At 67.3% G+C, this 21,989-nt stretch carries 21 protein-coding genes and 1 tRNA gene; 10 read left to right on the top strand and 12 right to left on the bottom strand.

Annotation, left to right across the window (positions count from 1 at the left end; translation table 11 throughout):
• Positions 1-30: 30 nt before the first annotated feature.
• Positions 31-210, bottom strand: a complete 180-nt coding sequence (gene rpmF, locus FPZ54_RS15700) for a 50S ribosomal protein L32 (RefSeq protein WP_145848728.1) — start codon at positions 208-210, stop codon at positions 31-33.
• A gap of 209 nt (positions 211-419) precedes the next feature.
• Between rpmF and FPZ54_RS15695 the strand changes: the two genes are divergently transcribed.
• On the top strand, positions 420-842 hold the full coding sequence (locus FPZ54_RS15695) for an MAPEG family protein (protein WP_145848727.1): 423 nt from the start codon (positions 420-422) through the stop codon (positions 840-842).
• Between the two features lie 106 nt (positions 843-948).
• On the opposite strand, the gene FPZ54_RS15690 is transcribed toward FPZ54_RS15695, so the two are convergent.
• The 4 genes from FPZ54_RS15690 to FPZ54_RS15675 all read right to left on the bottom strand — a co-directional run bounded on the left by FPZ54_RS15690 (position 949) and on the right by FPZ54_RS15675 (position 4,292).
• Complete coding sequence (locus FPZ54_RS15690; RefSeq protein WP_145848726.1) at positions 949-1,383, bottom strand: protein tyrosine phosphatase family protein; 435 nt, start codon at positions 1,381-1,383, stop codon at positions 949-951.
• A 100-nt stretch (positions 1,384-1,483) separates the two neighbouring features.
• The gene (locus FPZ54_RS15685) at positions 1,484-2,758 is read right to left on the bottom strand and encodes a TolC family protein (protein ID WP_145848725.1); all 1,275 of its coding nucleotides are present in this window, start codon (positions 2,756-2,758) and stop codon (positions 1,484-1,486) included.
• A gap of 8 nt (positions 2,759-2,766) precedes the next feature.
• Positions 2,767-2,970, bottom strand: coding sequence for a YgaP family membrane protein (locus FPZ54_RS15680; RefSeq protein ID WP_145848724.1), 204 nt, complete (start codon positions 2,968-2,970; stop codon positions 2,767-2,769).
• Positions 2,967-4,292: an NAD(P)/FAD-dependent oxidoreductase gene (locus FPZ54_RS15675; RefSeq protein ID WP_145848723.1), complete on the bottom strand. Its 1,326-nt coding sequence runs from the start codon at positions 4,290-4,292 to the stop codon at positions 2,967-2,969. Before FPZ54_RS15675 ends, FPZ54_RS15680 begins: the two co-directional genes overlap by 4 nt.
• A 243-nt stretch (positions 4,293-4,535) precedes the next feature.
• On the opposite strand from FPZ54_RS15675, the gene FPZ54_RS15670 reads away from it, so the two are divergent.
• The 3 genes from FPZ54_RS15670 to FPZ54_RS15660 are packed head-to-tail and all read left to right on the top strand — an operon-like array spanning position 4,536 to position 9,080.
• A complete protein-coding gene (locus FPZ54_RS15670) occupies positions 4,536-5,555 on the top strand; it encodes an efflux RND transporter periplasmic adaptor subunit (protein ID WP_145848721.1) in 1,020 nt (339 codons plus the stop codon).
• The gene (locus tag FPZ54_RS15665; RefSeq protein WP_145848720.1) at positions 5,552-8,773 is read left to right on the top strand and encodes an efflux RND transporter permease subunit; all 3,222 of its coding nucleotides are present in this window, start codon (positions 5,552-5,554) and stop codon (positions 8,771-8,773) included. The genes FPZ54_RS15670 and FPZ54_RS15665 overlap by 4 nt, the downstream gene beginning before the upstream one ends.
• Positions 8,774-8,783: 10 nt before the next feature.
• Positions 8,784-9,080 (top strand): ArsR/SmtB family transcription factor, encoded by a 297-nt coding sequence (locus FPZ54_RS15660; protein WP_145848719.1) that lies wholly within the window; start codon positions 8,784-8,786, stop codon positions 9,078-9,080.
• Between the two features lie 32 nt (positions 9,081-9,112).
• Here the strand turns inward: FPZ54_RS15660 and FPZ54_RS20255 are convergent, their stop codons facing one another.
• The 5 genes from FPZ54_RS20255 to mutY form a co-directional block, all read right to left on the bottom strand.
• On the bottom strand, positions 9,113-9,688 hold the full coding sequence (locus tag FPZ54_RS20255) for a hypothetical protein (protein ID WP_239019602.1): 576 nt from the start codon (positions 9,686-9,688) through the stop codon (positions 9,113-9,115).
• A tRNA-Thr gene (locus FPZ54_RS15650) sits at positions 9,661-9,735 on the bottom strand. Before FPZ54_RS15650 ends, FPZ54_RS20255 begins: the two co-directional genes overlap by 28 nt.
• 277 nt (positions 9,736-10,012) lie before the next feature.
• Entirely contained in the window at positions 10,013-10,924 is a 912-nt protein-coding gene (gene nudC / locus FPZ54_RS15645) for an NAD(+) diphosphatase (protein WP_145848718.1), read from the bottom strand.
• Positions 10,924-12,231, bottom strand: coding sequence for a serine hydrolase domain-containing protein (locus tag FPZ54_RS15640; protein ID WP_145848717.1), 1,308 nt, complete (start codon positions 12,229-12,231; stop codon positions 10,924-10,926). Before FPZ54_RS15640 ends, nudC begins: the two co-directional genes overlap by 1 nt.
• Positions 12,228-13,304 (bottom strand): A/G-specific adenine glycosylase, encoded by a 1,077-nt coding sequence (mutY, locus tag FPZ54_RS15635; RefSeq protein ID WP_422396542.1) that lies wholly within the window; start codon positions 13,302-13,304, stop codon positions 12,228-12,230. The genes FPZ54_RS15640 and mutY overlap by 4 nt, the downstream gene beginning before the upstream one ends.
• Positions 13,305-13,331: 27 nt before the next feature.
• On the opposite strand from mutY, the gene FPZ54_RS15630 reads away from it, so the two are divergent.
• The 5 genes from FPZ54_RS15630 to FPZ54_RS15610 all read left to right on the top strand — a co-directional run bounded on the left by FPZ54_RS15630 (position 13,332) and on the right by FPZ54_RS15610 (position 19,101).
• Positions 13,332-13,844 carry a DUF721 domain-containing protein gene (locus FPZ54_RS15630; protein WP_145848716.1) on the top strand — a complete coding sequence of 171 codons (513 nt, stop codon included), beginning with the start codon at positions 13,332-13,334 and terminating at the stop codon, positions 13,842-13,844.
• A complete protein-coding gene (locus FPZ54_RS15625) occupies positions 13,844-14,530 on the top strand; it encodes a DsbA family protein (RefSeq protein ID WP_145848715.1) in 687 nt (228 codons plus the stop codon). The genes FPZ54_RS15630 and FPZ54_RS15625 overlap by 1 nt, the downstream gene beginning before the upstream one ends.
• A 26-nt stretch (positions 14,531-14,556) precedes the next feature.
• Positions 14,557-15,306, top strand: coding sequence for a thioredoxin domain-containing protein (locus FPZ54_RS15620; protein ID WP_145848713.1), 750 nt, complete (start codon positions 14,557-14,559; stop codon positions 15,304-15,306).
• A 27-nt stretch (positions 15,307-15,333) separates the two neighbouring features.
• Positions 15,334-18,747: a chromosome segregation protein SMC gene (smc, locus tag FPZ54_RS15615; protein ID WP_145848712.1), complete on the top strand. Its 3,414-nt coding sequence runs from the start codon at positions 15,334-15,336 to the stop codon at positions 18,745-18,747.
• 84 nt (positions 18,748-18,831) lie between these two features.
• Positions 18,832-19,101, top strand: coding sequence for a hypothetical protein (locus FPZ54_RS15610; protein ID WP_145848711.1), 270 nt, complete (start codon positions 18,832-18,834; stop codon positions 19,099-19,101).
• Positions 19,102-19,491: 390 nt separating this feature from the next.
• On the opposite strand, the gene FPZ54_RS15605 is transcribed toward FPZ54_RS15610, so the two are convergent.
• Positions 19,492-19,665 carry a DUF4169 family protein gene (locus FPZ54_RS15605; RefSeq protein WP_145848710.1) on the bottom strand — a complete coding sequence of 58 codons (174 nt, stop codon included), beginning with the start codon at positions 19,663-19,665 and terminating at the stop codon, positions 19,492-19,494.
• Between the two features lie 35 nt (positions 19,666-19,700).
• On the opposite strand from FPZ54_RS15605, the gene ssb reads away from it, so the two are divergent.
• Positions 19,701-20,246 (top strand): single-stranded DNA-binding protein, encoded by a 546-nt coding sequence (gene ssb, locus FPZ54_RS15600; protein WP_145848709.1) that lies wholly within the window; start codon positions 19,701-19,703, stop codon positions 20,244-20,246.
• A gap of 95 nt (positions 20,247-20,341) precedes the next feature.
• Here ssb and FPZ54_RS15595 read toward each other — a convergent pair whose 3' ends face one another.
• Complete coding sequence (locus tag FPZ54_RS15595; RefSeq protein WP_145848708.1) at positions 20,342-21,844, bottom strand: tryptophan halogenase family protein; 1,503 nt, start codon at positions 21,842-21,844, stop codon at positions 20,342-20,344.
• Positions 21,845-21,989 lie beyond the last annotated feature (145 nt).

Here is a 21,989-nt window from a genome sequence, read left to right as displayed (position 1 = left end):
CTCGATTGTCTGGGCCCTGGTTGTTAGGGCTCAGCCCTCGACCGAGACGATTTCGCGGCCGTTATAATGGCCGCACGCACCGCACAGCACATGCGGGCGCTTGAGTTCGCCGCAATTGGGGCATTCCTGAAACGCCTGAACCTTCAGCGCGTCGTGCGACCGGCGCATCCCGCGGCGGCTCGGCGAAACTTTTCTCTTGGGGACGGCCATTTCGGCAAACCTTCTTGAAACTGTCGTCTAAAAACCTGGATCGCGATACGACCACGGCGGCAAACGGGCAAGCGCCGGGGTGTCCGGCACTCGCCGGACCGCCCTGGGCCAGTCGCGAAGCGAGCGAGGGCCTATAGCGAATTTCCGTCGAGTTGCAAGGCGGCGCGCGGCGTGGCAGCGATGCCCTTCCACAAGGGGGACTCATTTCAATGGACGCGATCATTCTGCCGGTGACCCTGGCCGCAACCGCCGCCTGCGCACTCATCAATGTGTGGCTCGCCGTCCGAATCGGCAATGTGCGCCGCGCGGAGAAAATCTCGATCGGCGATGGCGGCAACGCCCGGCTGATCGCGCGGATGCGCGCGCAGCTCAACTTCGCCGAATATGCGCCGATCGTGCTGATCCTGATCGGCCTGATCGAACTGGCGATCGGCACCGAAAGCTGGTTGTGGGCGGTCGCCGGGGCGTTCGTCCTGGCGCGCATCCTGCACCCGATCGGAATGGACGGCTGGGGTCCGGGTCGAATGGTCGGTATCGCGGTGACCCTGCTCGTCACCATCGGCCTTGCCGGATACGCCGCGAGCATCCCGCTCCTCTCCGCCGACGAAGTCGAGACGATCCTGGTCGAATAGCCAGAATGGAGGCGTCGATAGCCTTCCTGCCGCCGCCAGGGCAGACGTGAACCCGATGCGCCCGCTCGAGACGGCGCCGAGCAGATATCGAAACGGTTCGAGCCGCTCAGTCGCGCGCGCGTTTCGCCCGCGCCTCGATCTGCGGGATCAGCGGCACCAGATCATAGCCGCACGCCGAGGCCTGGCGCAGGATCGCATCGACCGGAAGCTTGCCCGCCTGCGAAAGCGCCCAGAGCGACGTCGCGCGCATCCCCGATTTGCAGAAGGCAAGCGCCGGGCCTTGGCAGCCGCCCATCGCGTCGCAGAACCGGTCGATGTCGGCATCGTCATATTGCCCGGGCGCCACCGGGATGTGGCGATAGTCGAACCCCGCCGCACGCGCCTGCGCCTCGAGCTCGGCGCTCGAAAGCTGGCCCGGTTCCTCGCGGTCGGGGCGATTGTTGATGATCGTGCGAAAGCCCGCGGCCTTCGCCGCCGCGATGCTGGCTGCATCGACCTGGCCGGACACGCCGATACCGGGAGCAAGCGTCTTGATTGGCATGATATCCTCTCGTTTCAATGGCGACGAATCGCTCGACCGGTGCGCGCGGGGGAAATGACCATATCCGCCTGGATAGGTGCATAGCCCTGATCCTTGAGCGTCACGGTTGAACTTCCCTGGTGCCAGCGTTGCCCATCAGGGCGCGAAGGCGATAGGCGGCAGCAACACGAAGCGCGCGCGCCTGCAGCGCTGCGGTGCGCGCTGCCAGGGCCTCGCGCTCGGCGTCGAGCAGGTCGATCTGCGGCTTTTGTCCGACGCGGACCTCGTCGGAGATATTGGCAGCCGCCTCGACCGCAGCCGACGCCCGATCGGCGGTTGCGACCTCGACGAGCGCGGCGGTCGAGAGCGTCGCAAAGGCGGCGGTCACGGCCTCGTTGATTCCCGCGCGCGCCTGATCGAGGCGTGCTCTCGCCGCGCGAACCCCGGCCTCTGCTTCGGAAGCCCGGCCGCGCGTGCGACCGCCATCGAAGAACTGCCAGCGCAGCCGGACCCCCACCGCGACCGAATCGCCGCGATAGCCGGGGAAGAACTGATCGCGTACGCTCGACGCATCGGCGAACGCACCAAGGGTCGGCATCCCGTTGGCGCGAGCGCCGCGCTCGGCGGCACGTGCGCCATCGAGCGCCGCCTGGGCCCGGGCGATCGCGGGATTGTTCGCATGGGCGGTCAGCAGCGCATCTTCGAGCGTCGCGGGCGTATCCGGCGGTGGCGGCAGCGGGGCGAGGGTGCCCGGCACCCGCCCGATCAGCCGCGCGAGCCGCGCGCGCGCGACCAGCGCCTGGCCATTTGCCTGCGCCAGCCCCGCGCGCGCCTCGGCCAGCCGCGCTTTGGCCTGCGAAACGTCGGTACGCGGCGCATCGCCGACGTCGAAGCGATCCTGAGCGTGGTTCAGAAGACCTTGGGTCACGGTGACGAGCTGCGCGTAGAGATGCTCCTGCTCCTCCGCGACCACTAGCCCGCCATAGGCATCGGCGACATCGGCAGCCAGACCGGCACGCACTGCGTTGAGGCCCGATGCGGCGGCCCGCTCGCCGGCGCGTGCCTGATCGACGACCGCGCCGACCCGGCCGCCGGTGAAGAGCGGTTGCTCGACACTCACCTGCGCGGCGCGTGGCGTCACATCTGCGGCGCCCAGCCCAAAGAACCCGCCCGGATCCAGGCGACCGGTCGCGAGCGATCCGCTCGCGGTAGCGGTCGGAAGACCGGCCGCCCGCGCCTGGAGTGTGCGCGCAACCGCGGCGTCCCCCTCCGCTTCGGCCTCCGCGACCATCGGCGCGTTCGCCTGCGCCTCGGTGATCGCCTGATCGAGAGTGAGCGGTGCCTCGTCGCTCTGTGGCGCGACCGCGACCGCAATCATGATGAGGGCTGCAAGCATCGCTTCGATCAGCGGAAGGCGTTGCCCGGCCTCGCGCCCAGCGCCTTGAACAGCATGGCGGCGGGGCAGAAACCGGTGAATGCAGCCTGGATCATGTTGAGCCCGGCAAAGGCACTGAGCGCGATCCACCAGGGATGGACGGTCAGCGACAGCACAATGCCGAGCAGCACGACGCAACCGGCAAAGACGAGGACGGCGCGATCGATGTTCATGGCTGGACTCCTGCGCTTTCGGTATGTTCGGTCCGGCTGGGGCGGATCTTGAGCTTGCCGACGCCGAGGAGCCGGAGCGCCGCCTTTTCGTAGAATGGCTCGGCCTGGCCGTGACGGACCTTGTAGAGGAAGAACTTCTCGAACAGCACCTTGGCCCGGTGGACCCATTTGCCTTGCGCGGCCCAGTTGACGTTGCGCGGCGGAATCTGCGGCTGTGCGACGAAGGCGACCCCGCCGTCGCCGAAATCGGCCAGACAGATCGCGTTCCAGCTCGCCTCGTGGCTCGGTTCCTTCGAGTCGAGTTGCTCGGCGATGTTCTCGACGATTGCCGCCATCATGCTCTCGATCATGAAACCGGTCTTGGGGACCCCCACGGGCACCGGAGTCGGCCCAGTCGGCGGAATCGCGACGCACACGCCGAGCGAATAGACGTTCGGAAAGGTCGGATTGCGCTGGTGCCTGTCGGCAAGGATGAAGCCGCGCGGGTTCGCAAGCCCCTCGACGCCACGCACCGCTTCGACGCCGCGAAACGCGGGCAACATCATGGAGAAGGTGAACGGCAGCGTCAGCGTCTTCGCGACCGAGCCGTCGTCGGCGATCTGCTCGACATGCATCGTGCCGTCCTCGACACGCGCGATCCGGGCGCTGGTAACCCACTTGATGTCGCGGTCACGCATCCGACTTTCGAGGAGCGACTTGGTATCGCCCACCCCGTCGAGACCGAGATGGCCGATATAGGGTTCTGCCGTGACGAAGGTCATCGGAACGCGGTCCCGGATGCGCCGACGGCGGAGTTCGGTATCGACGATCATCGCGAATTCATAGGCAGGGCCATAGCAGGACGCGCCCTGGGCGGCACCGATCACGACCGGGCCGGGCTTGGCAATGAGGCGATCGAATGCGTCGGCCGCGGCCTCGGCATGGTTCGCGGTGCAAACGGACTGGGTAAAGCCTGCCTCCGGGCCAAGGCCCTCGATCTCGTCAAAGGCGAGGTCTGGACCGGTGGCGATGACCAGATAGTCATAGTCGAGGCTGGTGCCGTCGCCCAGTTCGACCCGGTTTTCCTTCGGGATCACGCGCTTCGCGCCTGAGGCTGAAAAGGCGATGCCGAGCCGTGCGAACACCGGCGGCAGATGGACCTGAACGTCCTCGACCTCGCGCCAGCGGACCGCCACCCACGGATTGGACGGGACGAACGTGTAGGTATCGCTGTCCGAGAGCGCGAAAATCTCGGCGCGGTGGCCGAGCTTCTCGCGCAAGGCGAATGCCGTCAGCGTACCGCCCAGTCCGGCGCCCAGAACGACGATTTTCGGCTTGGCCACGATCTTCTCCTCGCTCGCTGCATACGCTTTATATTCGTATTTGCGTTATATGCGCAATCACATATATTCTCGCGTGACAGGTTCAATGGATGAGGCATGTTCGTGGAAAGGGCCCCGCACTCCCATAAGGGATTGTCCCGATTCGTCCTCGCTCTCGCCGGCGATATCCCGGGGCCTGTCTGCTGCGTTGCGCCGCTCGGTCCAGGGCCCCTGCGCCGCGCTGGCAGACAGGAGAAAGCGCCCATGGTTCGATCACTTGTGCTGCTCGCCGCGCCCCTCCTGCTTGCAAGCTGCGACGGCGGCGAACCGCAGGATGCTCCCGCGCCAGCCGCCGCGATCGGCGAGCGCCTCACCATCCGCAGCACCCCGATCGCCGCGACCAAGCCGCTCGCGGCGGAGATCGCTACCCGCGATCAGGCGGAAGCGCTGGCGCGAATTCCCGGCACGCTGGTCGAATTGACCGTGCGCGAAGGCGATCTCGTGCGCCAGGGCCAGCGGATCGGGCGGATCATCGACACGCGCATCGGCTATGAGACGCGCGCACTGGGCGCTCAGGCGGCTGCAGCTTCAGCCCAGGCCGAAGCCGCGCGCGCCGAGCTGACGCGGATCGAATATCTCTATAACCGCGGCGTCTATGCCAAGGCACGGCTGGATCAGGCCCGTGCTACCGCACGATCGGCCGAGGCGCAGGTGCGCGCCGCGCGCGACCAGCAATCCGCAAGCGCCGCCCTGGCCGGGCAGGGCACGATTCTTGCCCCGGCGACGGGGCGCGTGCTTCGGGCGGACATTCCCAGGGGATCGGTCGTCGCGCCGGGCATGTCGATCGCGACGATCACCTCGGGACCGCCTCTGCTGCGCCTCGACATACCCCAGTCGCTCGCGCGCGCGCTGAAGCTCGGGACGCGCGTGACGGTCGAGGATGCGTCAGAGCTTGGCGGCAAGACCGGCACCGTGGTCCAGCTCTATCCTGCGGTTTCCGGCGGCCGCGTGCGCGCCGATGTCGCGCTTGCCGGGCTCACCACCGATCTGGTCGGTCGGCGGGTCGGCGTGCGGGTTGCCCTGGGGAGTCGTTCCGGAATCGCGGTTCCGCAGCGTTTCGTCACGACGCGATTCGGGACCGACTATGTGCTGCTGCTCGGAAAGGACGGCCGCACGAGTTTGGTGCCGGTGCAAACCGCGCCGATCCCCGGTTCGGACTCGGTCGAAATTCTCTCCGGCGTCGCGCCTGGAGATGTCGTGGCCGCAGGAAAGTCCGGTCGATGAGCCTCGGCCTTTCGGGTGCGCTGACGCGCGCGACGATTCGCTCGCCGCTCACGCCCTTGTTCCTGCTCGCGGCGATCGCGCTTGGCTTGCTCGCCACGCTTTCGATCCCGCGAGAGGAGGAACCGCAGATCAGTGTGCCGATGGTCGACATCCGCGTCGCCGCCCCGGGTCTCAGCGCCGCCGATGCCGTCGAACTGGCGGGCAAGCCTCTCGAGACGATCGTCCGTTCGGTAGACGGCGTCGAGCATGTCTACACCCAGGCCGAGGACGATGGCGTGCTGGTCACCGCGCGTTTCCTCGTCGGGTCGGACCAGGACGATGCCGCGGTGCGCATCCATGAAAAGCTCCGCGCGAATTGGGACCGCATCCCGGTCGGAATTCCCGAACCGCTGGTGACGGTGCGGGGGATCAACGACGTTCCCATCGTCGTGCTGACCCTGTCGCCAAAGCCGCACGCGACATCCCGGTGGACACCGGCGACGCTGCGGGAGACCGCCGAGCGGCTGCGCAGCGAGATCGCCAAGGTCGACGATGTCGGGCTGACCTTCATCACGGGCGGCGCGCCGGAGGAGATCCGCATTGCGCCGGATCCTGCGCGGCTCGCGCTCCACGGCGTCCCGCTCGGCGCGCTCGCCGAGACGGTCAGCCAAGCCAACCGCGCCTCTCCGGCAGGCAGCGCGCGCGACGGCGGACAGGCCGTGTCGGTCGCGGTCGGCACGAGGCTGGCGAGCGCCGATGCGATCGGAATGCTGACCGTCACGTCAGCGAGCGGCGCGCCGGTCTATGTTCGCGATGTCGCCGACGTGACCCAGCAGCCGGGCGAGGACCAGGCAAAGGTATTGCGCTGGGTGCGGGGGGCGGACGGGTGGAACGCGGCGCCGGCGATCAGCATCGCGATCGCCAAGCGCGCCGGCGCCAATGCCGTGACGGTGTCCGAATCCGTGCTGCACCGCGCGGAGAGTCTGCGGGAAACGCTTCTTCCCGACAGCCTCGATCTCGCGGTGACCCGCAATTATGGCGAGACCGCGAACGAAAAGGCGAACGAGCTTCTCTTCCATCTGGCGCTCGCCACCGTCTCGATCGTCGTGCTGATCGGCTTCGCGATCGGCTGGCGTGAGGCCGGCGTGACCGCAATCGTGATTCCGACGACGATCCTGCTCACCCTCTTCGCGTCCAACCTGATGGGCTACACGATCAATCGGGTCAGCCTGTTCGCACTGATCTTCTCGATCGGCATCCTCGTCGACGATGCGATCGTGATGATCGAGAATATCGCACGCCACTGGGCGATGGACGACGCGCGATCGAGGGTCGATGCTGCGGTCGACGCAGTCGCAGAGGTCGGCAACCCGACCGTGATCGCAACGCTCACGGTGGTCGCGGCGCTGCTGCCGATGCTTTTCGTCTCGGGGCTGATGGGGCCGTATATGGCGCCGATTCCGGTCAACGCCTCGGCGGCGATGATCTTCTCCTTTTTCGTCGCTGTCGTGATCGCTCCCTGGCTGATGGTCCGCTTCGCGCGCAAGGCACTCGCGCACGGCCATGACGACGCGGGGGGAGGCAGGCTGGGCGCGCTCTATCGGCGGCTCGCGGCCCCCGTGATCGCGTCGCGGCGCAATGCCTGGTTGTTCCTGAGCGGCGTTGGCGTGGCGACCCTGCTGGCCTGCTCGATGTTCTATTTCGAAGCCGTCACGGTGAAGCTGCTTCCGTTCGACAACAAATCCGAAGTGCAGGTAGTGCTCGACCTGCCTGAGGGCACGAGCCTGGAGGACTCGGGGCGGATCGCCGAACAGGTGGCGGGCATCGCGCGCGGACTGCCCGAAGCCTCGGCGATGGAACTCTATGTCGGCACCTCGGCGCCGTTCAACTTCAACGGCCTGGTACGCCATTATTTCCTGCGCGACCGGCCCGAGCAGAGCGATGTGATGATCACGCTGCTCCCCAAGGGCGAGCGGAGTCGCTCGAGCCACGTCGTCGCGCTTGAGCTTCGCGAACGGTTCAAGGCGATCAAATTGCCCGCCGGCGGATCGATCAAGGTGGTCGAGACGCCGCCGGGCCCGCCCGTGCTCGCGACCCTGCTCGCCGAGATATATGGCCCCGATGCCGCGACGCGGCGGGCAACCGCGGCGGAGGTCGAGCGGCTGTTCAAGGCAGTGCCCTATATCGTCGATGTCGATACCAGCTACGGCCAGCCTCGCCCGCGACTCCGGATCGTGCCGGAGCGCGACCGGCTCGATTATTATGGCCTGTCCGAACGCGAGCTCCACGACTCGGTGGCAATGCTGCTCGGCTCGCGCACCCTCGGCTATGCGCCGCGCGGAGGTGGCCGCACACCGCTCCCGATCACGATCGAGCTGCCACAATCCGGGCGGCGCTGGAGCGAGACGCTGGCGACCACACCGGTCGCCATTGCGCGCGGCGCGGGGGCGGGGCGACTGGTCGAGCTGGGCGAGATCGCGCGGGTCGAGCGCGAGGGCGGGAGTCCCGTGATCTTCCGCCGCAACGGACGCGCCGCCGACATGGTCACCGCAGAGCTGGCTGGCGATTACGAGGCGCCAATCTACGGCATGATCGCAGTGCAGAAAGCGATCGACGCCAATGACTGGTCGGGCAAGGGATTGGTCAAGCCGCTGGTGAGCCTGCACGGCCAGCCCGAAGACGAGAGCAGGCCCACCTTGCTCTGGGACGGGGAGTGGGAGATCACCTGGGTCACGTTCCGCGACATGGGAGCGGCGTTCGGCGCGGCGCTGCTGGGTATCTATTTCCTTGTGGTAGCGCAGTTCCGCAGCTTCCGCCTGCCGCTGGTCATCCTGACGCCGATTCCCCTCACCTTGATCGGCATCGTCATCGGCCACATGATCTTCGGCGCGCCATTCACCGCGACGTCGATGATCGGCTTCATCGCGCTGGCAGGTATCATCGTGCGTAACTCGATTCTGCTCGTCGACTTCATCCGCCATGCGCAGAATAGCGGCAAACCGTTGCGCGAGGTACTGCTGGAGGCGGGTTCAATCCGCTTCAAGCCAATCCTGCTGACCGCGCTGGCAGCGATGATCGGCGCGGCGGTGATCCTGACCGATCCGATCTTCCAGGGGCTGGCGATCTCGTTGCTGTTCGGCCTGGCCTCATCGACCTTGCTGACCGTACTCGTCATTCCAGCGATCTACATCGTTCTACGCGGCGACCACGGGGTTGCGCACGACGCACAGGCTGCATAGCTCCGTAGCTATGAAGGACGATATGCTCGCCTCGATCGATCAGGCATCCGAACTGCTCAAGTCGCTCTCGGGACGCAGTCGGCTTGCGATCCTGTGTCACCTCTCGGATGGTGAAAAATCCGTGGGCGAGTTGGTGCGCCTGACCGGCGCCCGCGACACCGCCGTCTCGCAGCAACTTGCGCTGCTCCGAAAGGACGGGATCGTCAGCGCACGCCGGGACGCTCAGACGCTCTATTATTCGATTGTCCATGAAGGCGCCGGACATATTCTGGAAACGCTGCACGCCATATTCTGCGCGCCGCGCTGAATTGCCTCAGACACCTCTCCTCCTGCGCCTGCTCACGCCTCAGCGAGCGTCTCGCACTCGGTGATCCGGAAAGCATGGGGCTTCCCGTCGCGCTCAGTGATCGTGACATATTCGCCGAGACGCAGCGGATGCGTCTCTAGATGGAAGACCGGCTCGTCATCGGCCTCGCCGGGCGCGTAGGAAAAGATCCAGCGATTCCCGCGCTGGGCCAGATAGCCGCGCTGGTCGGGTTCATCGGGCCAGATGCGCAGCACCTCCGCGCGCTCGGGGTGGGCAAGAAGGGCTTGCGGGTCGGCGATCGAATGACCGTCGAGCGGCACGCGCAGTAGGTAGCCATGGGCGGCGGAACCCTGAGGAAATTCGCGGCTGCGCGCGAGCTCAAGGCGGATGAGGGTCCAAGTCATGCGAAAATCTTTGGCCAACCGCTTCCTTGCCGGAATACGCAATTGTCCGATGTCGGATATGCTGTGGCGTTGCTGACCGGGTAGGAGAATGCCTCCCGTCGACACTTCGTCAGCGGTTACCGACCGCGCACCGCGGCGCGCCTGTCGCGCACAGCGCTCGGCAGCTCGAAGAAAAATGGTGCTGCCGGTGAGGATTGAACTCACGACCTCAGCCTTACCAAGGATGCGCTCTACCACTGAGCTACGGCAGCACTCGGCGCGGGCGGCAGGGTCCGGTCCGCGCGGGGAGCGGCCCTTTTGCGCGGGAGCGGCCCATTGTCAAGGCGTGGCCATGCGGTTTATCGCCTTGTTATGACTGACCCCGGGAAAAAGGAACGGCTGGCCGCCGCACTTCGCGAGAATTTGCGCAAGCGCAAGACACAGGCGCGCGCGGTGGCGCAAAGCCCCGCTCCGACCGCCTCACAGGACAGTCAGCCGAACGACTCCGTTCAGGAGTTCCCCAAGGATTCAGCGTGATCGTGACAAGCTCTAATCGCAGCCGTCCGAGCCGACCCACGCGGTCAGCAGCGACCATGCGATGGCGTACCGCGGCGGCGCCACGAATCGGACATCGGCATCGCCCGCAAGGGCCGCTTGCACCTCGTCGCGCGTAACCCAGATCGCATCTTCGAGTTCGTGCGTGTCGAGCGTGATCCGGTCATCGTCGGCGGTCGCGACGCAGGCGATCATCAGCGACGACGGAAAGGGCCAGGGCTGGCTGGCGATGTAGCGCACGTCGCGCACCTTTATTCCCGCTTCCTCCAGCGTCTCGCGCGCCACCGCTTCCTCGATCGATTCACCGACCTCGACGAACCCCGCCAGCGCCGAATAGCGGCCAGCGGGCCAGGCCGCCTGCCGCCCGAGCAACGCGCGCCCGTCATGCTCGGCGAGCATGATGACTACCGGGTCGGTGCGCGGAAAATGCTCCGCCGCGCAGTTCGGGCAACGTCGCGCCCAGCCCGCACGGAACAACTCGGTCGCGCTCCCGCAAGCGGCGCAAAAGCCGTGCCGTTGGTGCCAGTCGACCAGGCTGCGCGCGCAGGCATAGAGGCCCGCCTGATCGTGCGGCATCAGACCCAGCATCGCGAACAGCGCGGGCGATCGAACCGCCCCGTGCCGCTCCCCCATGCGGAGCGGCACGAAATGCGGCTTGCCGCCTATATAACCGAGGTAGAGCGGCTGGCTGCCGTCGGGCAGGTCGGCTAGGCTGCCCCATACCAGCCGCCCTTCGTCATCGAGTTCGGGATCGAGTCCGTTCAGCCGTAACAGCCGCGCGCGCCAGTCGCCCAGCGCGGCGGCGAGTGCTTCCGGATCATTGCGCTCCCGGTCGGCGCGGTCGAGCGCCGCCCCGGTGAACCCGACTGGCAGGGCCTGTTTCAGCGAAGCTGAATTCAGATCCATCAGCGCGCGACTTGAGCATAAACCGCGCGAACCGCATCGGCACGCAGCGGCCATTTGTCCGACGGGAAATAGTTGACCATCACGGTGCCCCGCACCTTGTTCGCGGGATCGACCCAGGCAACCGTCCCGGCAGCGCCGCCCCAGCCATAGGTGCCCTTGCCCGGGCCGCCCGGCACGCCTTCCAGATAGACCGAGCCGCCGGCTCCATAGCCCATCTTGGGGGCGGTATCGCCACCGGTGCCGCCGGGGGCGCCGGCGAAGGTCACGCCCGCCGGAAGGATATCCGACATGGCGAGCCGCACGGTCTCGGCCTTCATCACGCGAACGCCGTCAAGCGTCCCTTCATTGACCAGCATGTGCAGGAAGCGATCATAGTCGCGCGCCGACATGACGAGCCCCGCCCCGCCATAGGGGAAGGACGGCGGCGTCGCATAGGCCGACGTCTTAGCCGGATCGAACGGCACGCGATTGTCGCCCGCCCACGCATAGTTGGTCGCGAACCGGCCGAGTTCCGACTGCGGCACCGTCCAATAGGTCGAGGACATCTTGAGCGGACCGAACATCCGCGTTTCAAGGAAGCGTTCGAACGGCATTCCCGCCGCTGCCTCGACCACCGAGGCGAGCAGATCCATGCTGATCGAATAGCTCCACTTCGTCCCCGGCTCGGCGATCAGCGGCAGCGTCGCGACGCGCTCGGCAAATTCCTTGAGGCTCGACGGGCGGAGCGGGCGCGCCTGCGCCTCGAACAGCGCGTTCACCGCGCCAGGCGTGATGCCCAGCCGCTCATATTCCTTGAGCAAAGGCCCCTTGGTGATGATCGTATAGCCAAGGCCGGCGGTGTGGGTCAGCAGGTGACGTACGGTGATCTGCGTCGTCGCCGGACGGCTGGCGAGGCTGGTGTCCGGATCGGTCAGCACCTTCATGTCGCGAAAGCCGGGGAAGAAGTCCGCGATCGGCTGGTCCAGCTTCAGCTTGCCGTCCTCGACCAGCATCATCGCCGCCATCGCGGTGATCGGCTTGGTCATCGAATAGACGCGCCACAGCGAATCGGGACCGGCGGCGAGCGCATCCGCCTCGACCGCGATCCGCCCGGCCGACGCGAAGACCGGCGCGGTATCGCCCTTGCCCCATGCGATAACGATGCCCGGGGTGCGGTCCTGCGCGACATAGTCCTTGACCAGCGTCTCGACGGGGGCGGCGCTTTGCGCGGCGGGGGTCTGGGTCGGGGCCGCCTGGCCGAACGCCGCGGATTGTGCCGTCGCCAGTACGAGCGCAGCCGCTCCGCCGATCATCCAGTAACGCTTCATGCCACGCTCTCCATCGCCTCGACCGCCTTGGCGAACAGGCGCGGCAGACCTGCCTCGCCCAGTCGCTCGATCGGCCACCATTCGCCTTCGACCGCGCCTATGTGACGCCCCAATGTTGCAGTCGCAAGCGTGCCGTGCAGTTCGAAATGGGTGAAGACATGACGGATCGTTGCGTTGCGGAGCGTCCAGTCCGCCGCGACCGGCGCCCCGTCGATCCCCGGCGGCACCGCTTCCCACGGCCCGGTCGGCAGCGCGCGCATCCCGCCCAGCAGCCCACACGGCGGGCGACGGACCAACAGCACCGCCCCCTCCCGCTCCAGCCAGAAGAACGTCCCGTGCCGCACCGGCCGGGCCGCCTTCTTCGCCTTGACGGGATAGGCGTCGGGCGTTCCCGCGCGGCGCGCGTCGCACTGGTTGGCGAGCGGACAGAGCAGACATTTGGGACTGCGCGGCGTGCAGATCGTCGCGCCGAGGTCCATCATCGCCTGTGCGAAATCGCCCGGCCGCGCATCGGGGGTGATCGAATCGGCCAGGTACCGCAGCTTTGCTCGCGCCCCCGGCAGTGGTTCGGCCAGCGCGAACAGCCGCGCCACCACCCGCTCGACATTGCCGTCAACCACCACCGCCCGCTGTCCGAAGGCGATCGCCGCCACCGCCGCAGCCGTATAGGCGCCGAATCCTGGGAGCGTGCGCAACGCGGCCTCGTCGCGGGGAAGCCGCCCGCCATGCGCGCTGGCGACGACCCGCGCGGCGGCGAGAAGGTTACGCGCCCGGGCATAATAGCCAAGCCCCGCCCAGGCGCTCATCACATCGGCATCGTCGGCCGCCGCCAATGCCGCGAAATCTGGCCAGCGCGTGGTAAAGGTCTCGAAATAGGGGATGACCGCCGCAACCTGCGTCTGTTGCAGCATCACCTCCGACAGCCAGACGCGATAGGGGTCTGGCGGCGGCAATCCCGGTGCCGCGCGCCATGGGAGGACGCGGGCATGGGCATCGTACCAGTCGAGCAGCGGCCCGGCGACGTCGCGGGCAGGCGCTTGGGGGGCGGGAACGCGAGAAACATTGTCTGGCACGCCCCGCCTATGGCATGGACGGAGCGGATGAGTAAGCCGCGCACCCCCAGCGACGAACCGCGCCGCAGCAACCGGATTCGCCCCGTGGCGGATCTGGTGCCCGATGTCGGTCGGGTCGCGTTCCGCAAGTTCGGCTTCGTGCAGAGCGCGGTGCTGAGTCGCTGGAGCGAGATTGTCGGCGAACGCTATGCCGGAGTCTCCTCGCCCGAATCGATCCGCTTTCCGCGCGGGGAGCGCTCGAACGGCGTCCTCACGCTCGTCGTCCAGGGCGCGCACGCGCCGATGATGCAGCACATCACCCCGGAAATCGCCGAGCGGGTGAACCGCTTCTTCGGCTATCCCGCCGTCGCCCGGGTCGCGATCCGCCAGGGCGAGGTGGCTCGTCCACCCAAGCCCGTGGTCCCCGCCGAACCCGCTCCCGTCCCTGCCGAAATCGGCGACAGCCTGCGCGCGATCGTCGATCCGGAGCTGCGCGCGGTGCTGGAAGGGCTGGCGGGCGGCATTGCCGCCCCACCCGTGAAGCTGGGAAGGATCGACTGATGCGCGTGCTGCGCCTGCTCCTCGCCATGGTCGCCGCAAGCCTGTTCGCGGTCGGCGCGCCCGCACAGGGGCCTGCGCGCGACTGGCGTACCCATGTCGTGCAGGCCCCGTCGGGCGCGTTCCTGATCGGCAATCCGGCGGCGAAGGTGAAGCTGGTCGAATATCTCAGCTACACCTGTCCACATTGCGCGCATTTCGTGGAGGAATCGAAAGGGCCGCTGCACGACGATCTGGTGAAGCGCGGGCAGGTGCGGGTCGAGTTCCGCCATGCGATTCGCGACCCGCTCGACATGACCGCCGCACTGCTCGCGCGCTGTTCCGGTCCGCGCGGATTCGTCGGCGCGAGCGAGGCGCTCTTCGCCGCGCAGTCGACCTGGTATCAACAGGGCGCGCAATGGTGGCAGGCGAACGCCGCGACGATCGAGAGCCAGCCGCCGCTTGTCCGGTTCAAGGCGCTCGCGAACGGATCGGGGCTTGCCCAGCTGATGCGAAAACGCGGCATGACCGCCGCCCGGATCAACCAGTGCTTCGCCACCGACACCGATCTCGACAAGCTGACCGCGATGACCGACGCCGCCTGGAAGACGATAAGCGGCACCCCCAGCTTCGTCGTCAACGGCAAGGCCGGCGGTGGCGGACATTGGCACACGCTGGAACCCGAACTGCGCGCCGCAGGGGCGCGCTGACCTTTCCCCGACTCTGGAGACGTGACTTGAAGCGAATTGCAATCGGCCTGGTATCGGCACTGGCACTGGCACTGGCGAGCTGCGGTGGCGGCGAAGAGGTCGGCAACGGCACTGCCCCGGCGCCCGCAGCCTCGCCTGCGGCGGGCGCTGCCGCTCCGGCAGGAACCCAGTGGGTCGATACCGTCGTCAAGACGCCGGAAGGCGGGTTCCGCATGGGCAACCCCGATGCGCCGATCAAGCTGATCGAATACGGCTCGCGCACCTGCGGCCATTGCGCCGCCTTCGCGGTTGCCGCGATGGAGCCGATCAAGCCCTATATCGCCAGCGGCAAGGTAAGCTTCGAATTCCGCGACTTCCTGCTCAACGAAATCGATGTGGGCGCGGCGCTCCTCGGCCAGTGCGGCGGCCCCGGCCCCTTCTTCCCGATCATGGACCAGATGTACGAACAGCAGAGTGCATTGCTATCCAGCGGCCCCAAGCAGGGTGATCCCTCTCTGGAGCAGGCCCAATCGATGACGCCGCAGCAGCGCATCGCTTTTGCTGCCGAAAAGTTCGGCTATCTCGCCTTCGTCCAGCAGCGCGGCATTCCAGAGGCGCAGGCGCGCCAGTGCCTGGCCGACACCGCCGCGACCGAGGCGCTGGTCAAGGCAAACGAGGCAGCGGTAAAGCAATATAGCATCCCCGGCACGCCGACCTTCATCCTGAACGGAAAGGTACTGGAAAATACCGGCACCTGGCCGCAGGTCGAAGCGGCGCTGAAGTCCGCGGGCGCCTGACCCGGATAGCGGGGCGGGGCCGCTGACATGCAGATCAAGCGGCTCCGCCTGACCGGGTTCAAGAGCTTCGTCGACCCCGCCGACCTGCGCATCGAACCCGGGCTGACGGGGATCGTCGGCCCCAATGGTTGCGGCAAGTCCAACCTGCTCGAAGCACTGCGCTGGGCGATGGGCGAGAACAGCGCCAAGTCGATGCGCGGCGCGGGGATGGAGGACGTGATCTTCGCGGGCACCGCCAGCCGCCCGCAGCGCGATTTTGCCGAAGTATCGATCCTCGCCGAACAGGCGGGCGGACCCGATGAGGGCGAACTGGAGGTTGTCCGTCGGATTGAGCGTGGCGCGGGTTCGGCCTATCGCATCAACGGTCGCGACGTGCGCGCCAAGGATGTCGGGCTGCTCTTCGCCGATTCGGCGACGGGGGCGCATTCGCCCGCTCTGGTCAGCCAGGGACGGATCGGTGCGATCATCCAGGCGAAACCAGGCGAGCGGCGCCAGATGCTGGAGGAAGCGGCGGGTATTTCCGGCCTGCACGTCCGCCGCAAGGACGCCGAACAGAAACTGCGCGCGACCGAGACCAACCTGACCCGGCTCGACGAGATGATCTCGGACCAGGAGGCACGCGCCGCCGCGTTGAAGCGCCAGGCGCGGCAGGCCGAACGCTATCGCGAACTTTCGGACCGCATCCGCGTCGCCGAGGCCCGAATGATCTTCGCCCGCTGGCGCGACGCTGCTGCGGCCGCGGACGAAGCGAAGACGGAAGCCGCCGCGGCCGAGGCGGTCGTCGCCGAGCGGACTGCGGCCCAAGAGGAAGCGCTGGCCGCGCAACAGGAGGCCGCGACCGCGCTGGCCGGGGTGCGCGCCGCCGCGCTCAGCGTCCGCGACCGCGCGAGCGAGGCGATGCACCGACTCGCCACGCTGCGCAGCGAGCGCGCCACGGTGGATCGCCGGATCGCCGAGCTGCGCGACGCCGCCGAGCGGCTGGAACAGGACAAGGCACGTGAGGGTGCGCTGGCGCGCGACGCGGCCGATGCGCTCGCCCGGCTCGACGCCGAGGCGGAAACGCTGGAGGCACGCATCGCCGACGGAGCTGCGCAGATGCCCGCGCTCGACACCGCACTCGCCGATGCGGAACGCGCCGCACGCGATGCCGAGGTCGCGCTCGCCCAGGCGCTCGCCGCACAGGCCGCCGAAGCCGCCGAAGCGCGCGTCGCCGAAGCTGCGCTCGCCGCCGCCCGCACCCGCGCCGAACGCGCCGAACGCGACTCTGCCCGTGCGGATGCGGAACTGCGCGCGCTGGGCGACCCCGCTCCGCTCGCCGCCGAGCGCCAGCGCGCCGCCGATGCGCGCGCGCAGGCCGCGCGTCAGGCGGAGGCCGCCCGCACCGGCCTTGCCCGTGCCGACGCCGCCGAGCGTGCGGCGATCGACTCGCGCAGCCGCGCGCAATCAGTGCGGGCCGAGGCACATGCCGAACTCGCCCAGATCGACAGCGAATCGGCTGCGCTGGCCAAGGCGACGCGGCCAAGCGGCAAGGACCGGCTGCTCGACCGGCTCAAGGTCGATCCCGGCTATGAACGTGCGCTCGCCGCCGCGCTGGGCGACGATCTGGAGGCGGGACTCGATCCGGCCGGCGAGCGGTACTGGGCCGGCGCCGACCCATTGCCCGCCGATCCCGATGCGCCCGGCGGAACCACCCCGCTCGCCGCGCATGTCGTCGCCCCCGCCGCGCTCGCCCGGCGGCTGGCGCAGGTGCTGGTGGCTGAGACCGACATGGGCCAGCCGCTCGCCGTCGGCCAGCGGCTGGTGACGCTCGCGGGCGCGCTGCGCCGTTGGGACGGTTATGTCGCGCGATCGGGCGGTGCGGCGGCAGCAGAGCGGCTGGAGCGGGTCAACCGGCTTCATGCGCTCGAAAAGGCACGCCCCGCCGCCGTGCGTGCAGTGGACGCCGCCGATGCCGATCTCGCGCGGATCGAGGAGGATATCGCCGAAGCGAAACGCGCCGCCGCCGATTGCCGCCGCCTGCTCGACCATAGCGATAGTGCGGGGCGCGAGGCCGCGCGCGCGGAGGACCGCGCCGCCGCCGCAATCGAACGGCTGGAGGCGCAGCGCATCGACCTGGAGGGTCGGCGCGCCCGCACGTCAGCCGAGCAGCAAGAAGCGGCGAGCGAGGTTGCCCGCGCCCAGACTGCTCGCGCAGCGCTTCCCGATGGCAGCGACACACGCGCGCGGGTTGCGACCCTGACCACCGATGCGGAAGCGCGCCGCAATGCCGCCGCCAGCGCCCGCGCCGAACGCGGCACGCTGGAGCGCGACATCGCCGCCGCACGTGAACGGCTGGCCGCTGCGCAGGCCGAGCGTCGCAGCTGGACCTCCCGCGCAGGAGAAGCCGCACGCCGGGCGGCGGAGATGGATGCGCGCGCCACCGAATTGGCGGAGAGCGGCGCGGCGCTGGCCGAAAAGCCCGCCGAGCTCGACGCCGCCGTTGCACAGGCCGAATCCGCCAGCGAAGAAGCGCGGATCGAAAGCGCAGCCGCCCAGCTCGCCGAACGCGAGGCCGAAGCGGCCCTGCGCGGGACCGAGGGCGCAGTGCGGACAGCCGGAGACGCACTCGGCGAGGCGCGCGAGCATCGCGCAGGCGCCGCCGCACGGGCCGAGAATCAGGAAAGCCGCCGGATCGAGATGGGCCGGCTGTCGGGCGAACGGTTCGAATGCCCCCCACCCCTGCTGCCCGAACGCGTCGGGTTTGAGGCGGACAGCGTGCGCGGCCCACAGGACGAATCCTCCGCACACGACCGGCTGATCGCCGAGCGCGAGCGGATCGGCCCGGTCAACCTCGTCGCCGAAACCGAACTCGCCGAGCTGACCACCGCCGCCCAGACCGCCGCCGCCGAACGCGACGAGCTGATCCAGGCGGTCCATCGGCTGCGCGGCAGCATCGGCACGCTCAACCGCGAAGGGCGCCAGCGCCTGCTCGCCGCGTTCGAGGCGGTCGACCAGCATTTCCGGCGGCTGTTCACCACCTTGTTCAACGGCGGCCAGGCGCATCTCGAGCTCATCGATTCGGACGATCCGCTCGAGGCGGGGCTCGAGATCATGGCCCAGCCTCCGGGCAAGAAGCTCCAGTCGCTGACCCTGTTGTCGGGCGGCGAGCAGGCGCTTACCGCGGTGGCACTGATCTTTGCGCTGTTCCTGACCAATCCCGCGCCGATCTGCGTGCTCGACGAGGTCGACGCGCCGCTCGACGACGCCAATATCGAGCGTTTCTGCGACCTGCTCGACGCGATGACGCGCGAGACTGCGACCCGCTACCTGATCGTCACCCATAATGCCGCAACGATGAGCCGGATGCACCGCCTGTTCGGCGTGACGATGGTCGAGCGCGGCGTCAGCCGACTGGTGTCCGTCGACCTGGGCGGCGCCGAATCGCTGTTGGCGGCGGAGTGAGCGCCATAGCCGTCTGTTCATAAAACCGGCCGGTCGGCTTCCGACCCCTTTGCTGGCTCCAGAGGCGACGACTAGGATACCGGAATGCTGCTCAGTCTCCTCGCCCTTTCGTCAGCGCTGGCCATGCAACCCGTCGGCTACCCCATCTTTGTGCGAAAAGCAGAGGGTGGTTGTGAGTTCCTGATCCAAGACATGATCATGTTACGTCGCTCGGACGTCCGTGAATGGATGGAAGGCCTATCTGACAAAACACGGCAAGTATACTTAATTTGGCTTCGCGTGAAGACCAAGGCTGTTTACGGATTGCCAAATCCATTGTTCTCAAGTCAGGATTTACCAGGGTCATCACCGTAAGGAAGACCGTAAAGAGAGACTATCCTTCGGTTCTGCCGCTTGAGTGAGCGCAGGGGACCGGCAGTTTCCCACCCACGCTGCGACATTGCGCCGCTCAATCAGGCGGGCAGAAACCGGACATTCGGTAAAGGTCGACATTTGCCCACGCGTCCTTGTCGTTCCGGGACTTACGCCTGGAGAAAAGCGACACCCCAAACCGGACCGATGGCGCGCAAACCCGCGACATATTCGCTTCGCCAAATCCGCAGCGCCGTCCCAAGCGATCGGATTCGGCGCGGCCAGTTTCGCGATTGCTTATTAAATTACTGATCCCACGTGAGAATATCGAACATGTTTCCCACATGTTCTCATTCTGCTATGCTCTGACCATGGCCAGGCCAAAGTCGAACCTCACTCCCGCCGCGCGCCCTCCAGATTTTCCGAAATCCGGCCAGGCTCTGCTGCGTCCGCCGCTTTCTGCGCCTTGGTGCGCCCGAATTTGGCGCGGTTCTCCACAGCCTTTGCGGTCGCCTGCGCCTTAGCGCGTGCCTTTCGCGCCTTGTTGAGGTTAAGGATATCGGCCATTCGTCTCTCGATATCGAATTAGCATCGGAGTTTCCATGGCGGGCAGCGTCAACAAGGTCATCCTGGTCGGCAATCTCGGGCGCGATCCCGAAAGCCGGTCCTTTTCCAACGGCGGCAAGGTGGTCGAACTGCGCGTCGCCACCTCGGAAAGCTGGAAGGACCGCAATTCGGGCGAGCGCAAGGAGCGCACCGAATGGCACACGGTCAAGCTCTTTTCCGAGGGACTTGCCAATGTCGCCGAACGCTATCTGCGCAAAGGCTCGAAAGTCTATCTCGAAGGCCAGCTCCAGACCCGCAAATGGCAGGACCAGCAGGGCAATGACCGCTATTCAACCGAGATCGTGCTGCAGGGCTTCGATGCCAAGCTGGTGATGCTCGACGGTCCCGGCGGCGGTCAGGGCGGCGGTGGCGGGGGCGGCAGCCGGGGTGCCGACGACTGGGGCGGCGGCGATGACGCATTTGCCGGCCAGTCGAGCAATCGTGGCGGCGGGGGCGGCTATGGCGGCGGCGCCAGCCGCGGCGGTGGCAGCAGCTCGGGCGGCGGCTTTCCCGACGATCTCGACGACGACGTGCCGTTCTGAGCCCACGCTGCTCTCCTGCGAAAGCAGGAGCCCAGGGTCACCAAGCATGAACCCGTGCGACTCTGGGCCCCTGCTTGCGCAGGGGAACAGGCAAATCAGGCCAGGCTCGGCGCCCGGCAGTGCCGCTCGATGAACGCCTCATGCGTCGGCATCGCCGCGGCGACCTCTGCATTGGTCTCGGCGATGTCGTTCATGAATTCGACTACGTCTTCCTCGGGAAACATGTCGACCATCGGGTCATAGGTCATGTCCATGCCCTGTCCCAGCAGGACCTGGACCCAGCTTTCCTCGCGGAACAGCTCGGCCTTGCCATGCACGAAGAAGCGGGCGGAGGCGCGGAACAGCTCGAGCCGTTCGGCCAGGCTGTCCGGCACGTCCATGGTGCGAACATGGTCCCAGAAGGGCGTGCCCGACCGCTGGGTGACCTTGTAGTGCGCGATGATGAAGTCGCGGACATCGTCGAACTCGAAATGATGCTGGCGGTTATATTCGGCGATATCCGCATCGTCGAACCCGCGCCCCGGGAACAGCGCGACGAGGCGCAGAATCGCGGTCTGGATCAGGTGGATGCTGGTCGATTCGAGCGGTTCGAGGAACCCGCTCGACAGGCCGATCCCGACGACATTCTTCTCCCATGCCTTGTGCCGCTTGCCCGGTCGGAAGCTGACCGGACGCGGATCGCCGAGCGGGCGGCCGTCGAGATTGTCGATCAGCGTTCGCGCGGCGGTATCGTCGTCGATCAGCGCGCTGGCATAGACATGGCCATTTCCGGTCCGATGCTGGAGCGGAATACGCCACTGCCAGCCCGCATCGTGCGCGGTCGAGCGGGTATAGGGGGTGAGCGGCGCCACCCGCTCGCACGGTACGGCAAGCGCGCGGTCGCACAGCAGCCAGCGGCTCCAGTCCTCATAGCCTACGCCCAATGTCTGCCCGAGCAGCAGCGCGCGCATCCCCGAACAATCGACGAACAGGTCGCCCGCGATCGTCCGCCCGTCGGCCAGAACGACATGGTCGACAAATCCGTCCTCGGGCCGCTGCTTCACCGCGACGATCCGCCCCTCAATGCGGGCGACGCCCTGCGCCTCCGCCCGGCTGCGCAGAAACCGGGCATAGAGCGATGCATCGAAATGATAGGCATAGTCGATATGCCCGATCGGCGATCCGGGATTGCGCGGGTCGGGGAAGCAGAATTTGTTCTGCCGCGCGGCCAGGCAATTGAGCGCATAATCGTCGAAATGCCGCGCCTTGCCCATCGCCTTCAGCTTCAGCCACAGCTGGTGCGGGTGCAGCCACATCAGGTCGGTGCCGATCTTCCCGAAGCCATGGATGTAGCTCGACCCCGGCGCGCGCCAGTCGACGAATTCGATGCCCAGCTTGAACGTCGCCTGGGTCGCGCGGATCATCTCGGTCAGGTCGATGCCCGCCAGCCGGTTATAGTCCTTGATCCCAGGGATCGTCGCCTCGCCCACGCCGATCGTGCCAATCTCTTCGGATTCGACCAGCGTGACGGAATGGCCGCGAAAGAACAGCTTGGACAGCAGCGCCGCGGTCATCCAGCCGGCGGTACCGCCGCCGACGATCACGATGTTGAACTCCATTCCCGTTCCCCGACCGCGCGGACACACCGCTCGCCTGCTCGTAGCGCGCGACCGAGACCGGCGCCACCGCCGTGCAGATGGTCAATGAAGATTATCCGTACCCGATAACCTTTTCGAATGGATGATATGAGTAGCGATTACGGTT

Source organism: Sphingomonas suaedae (genome assembly GCF_007833215.1).
Lineage (GTDB): Bacteria > Pseudomonadota > Alphaproteobacteria > Sphingomonadales > Sphingomonadaceae > Sphingomonas > Sphingomonas suaedae.
The sequence above is the reverse complement of the archived record's forward strand: the minus strand, read 5'-3'. Positions and strand labels throughout refer to the sequence as shown.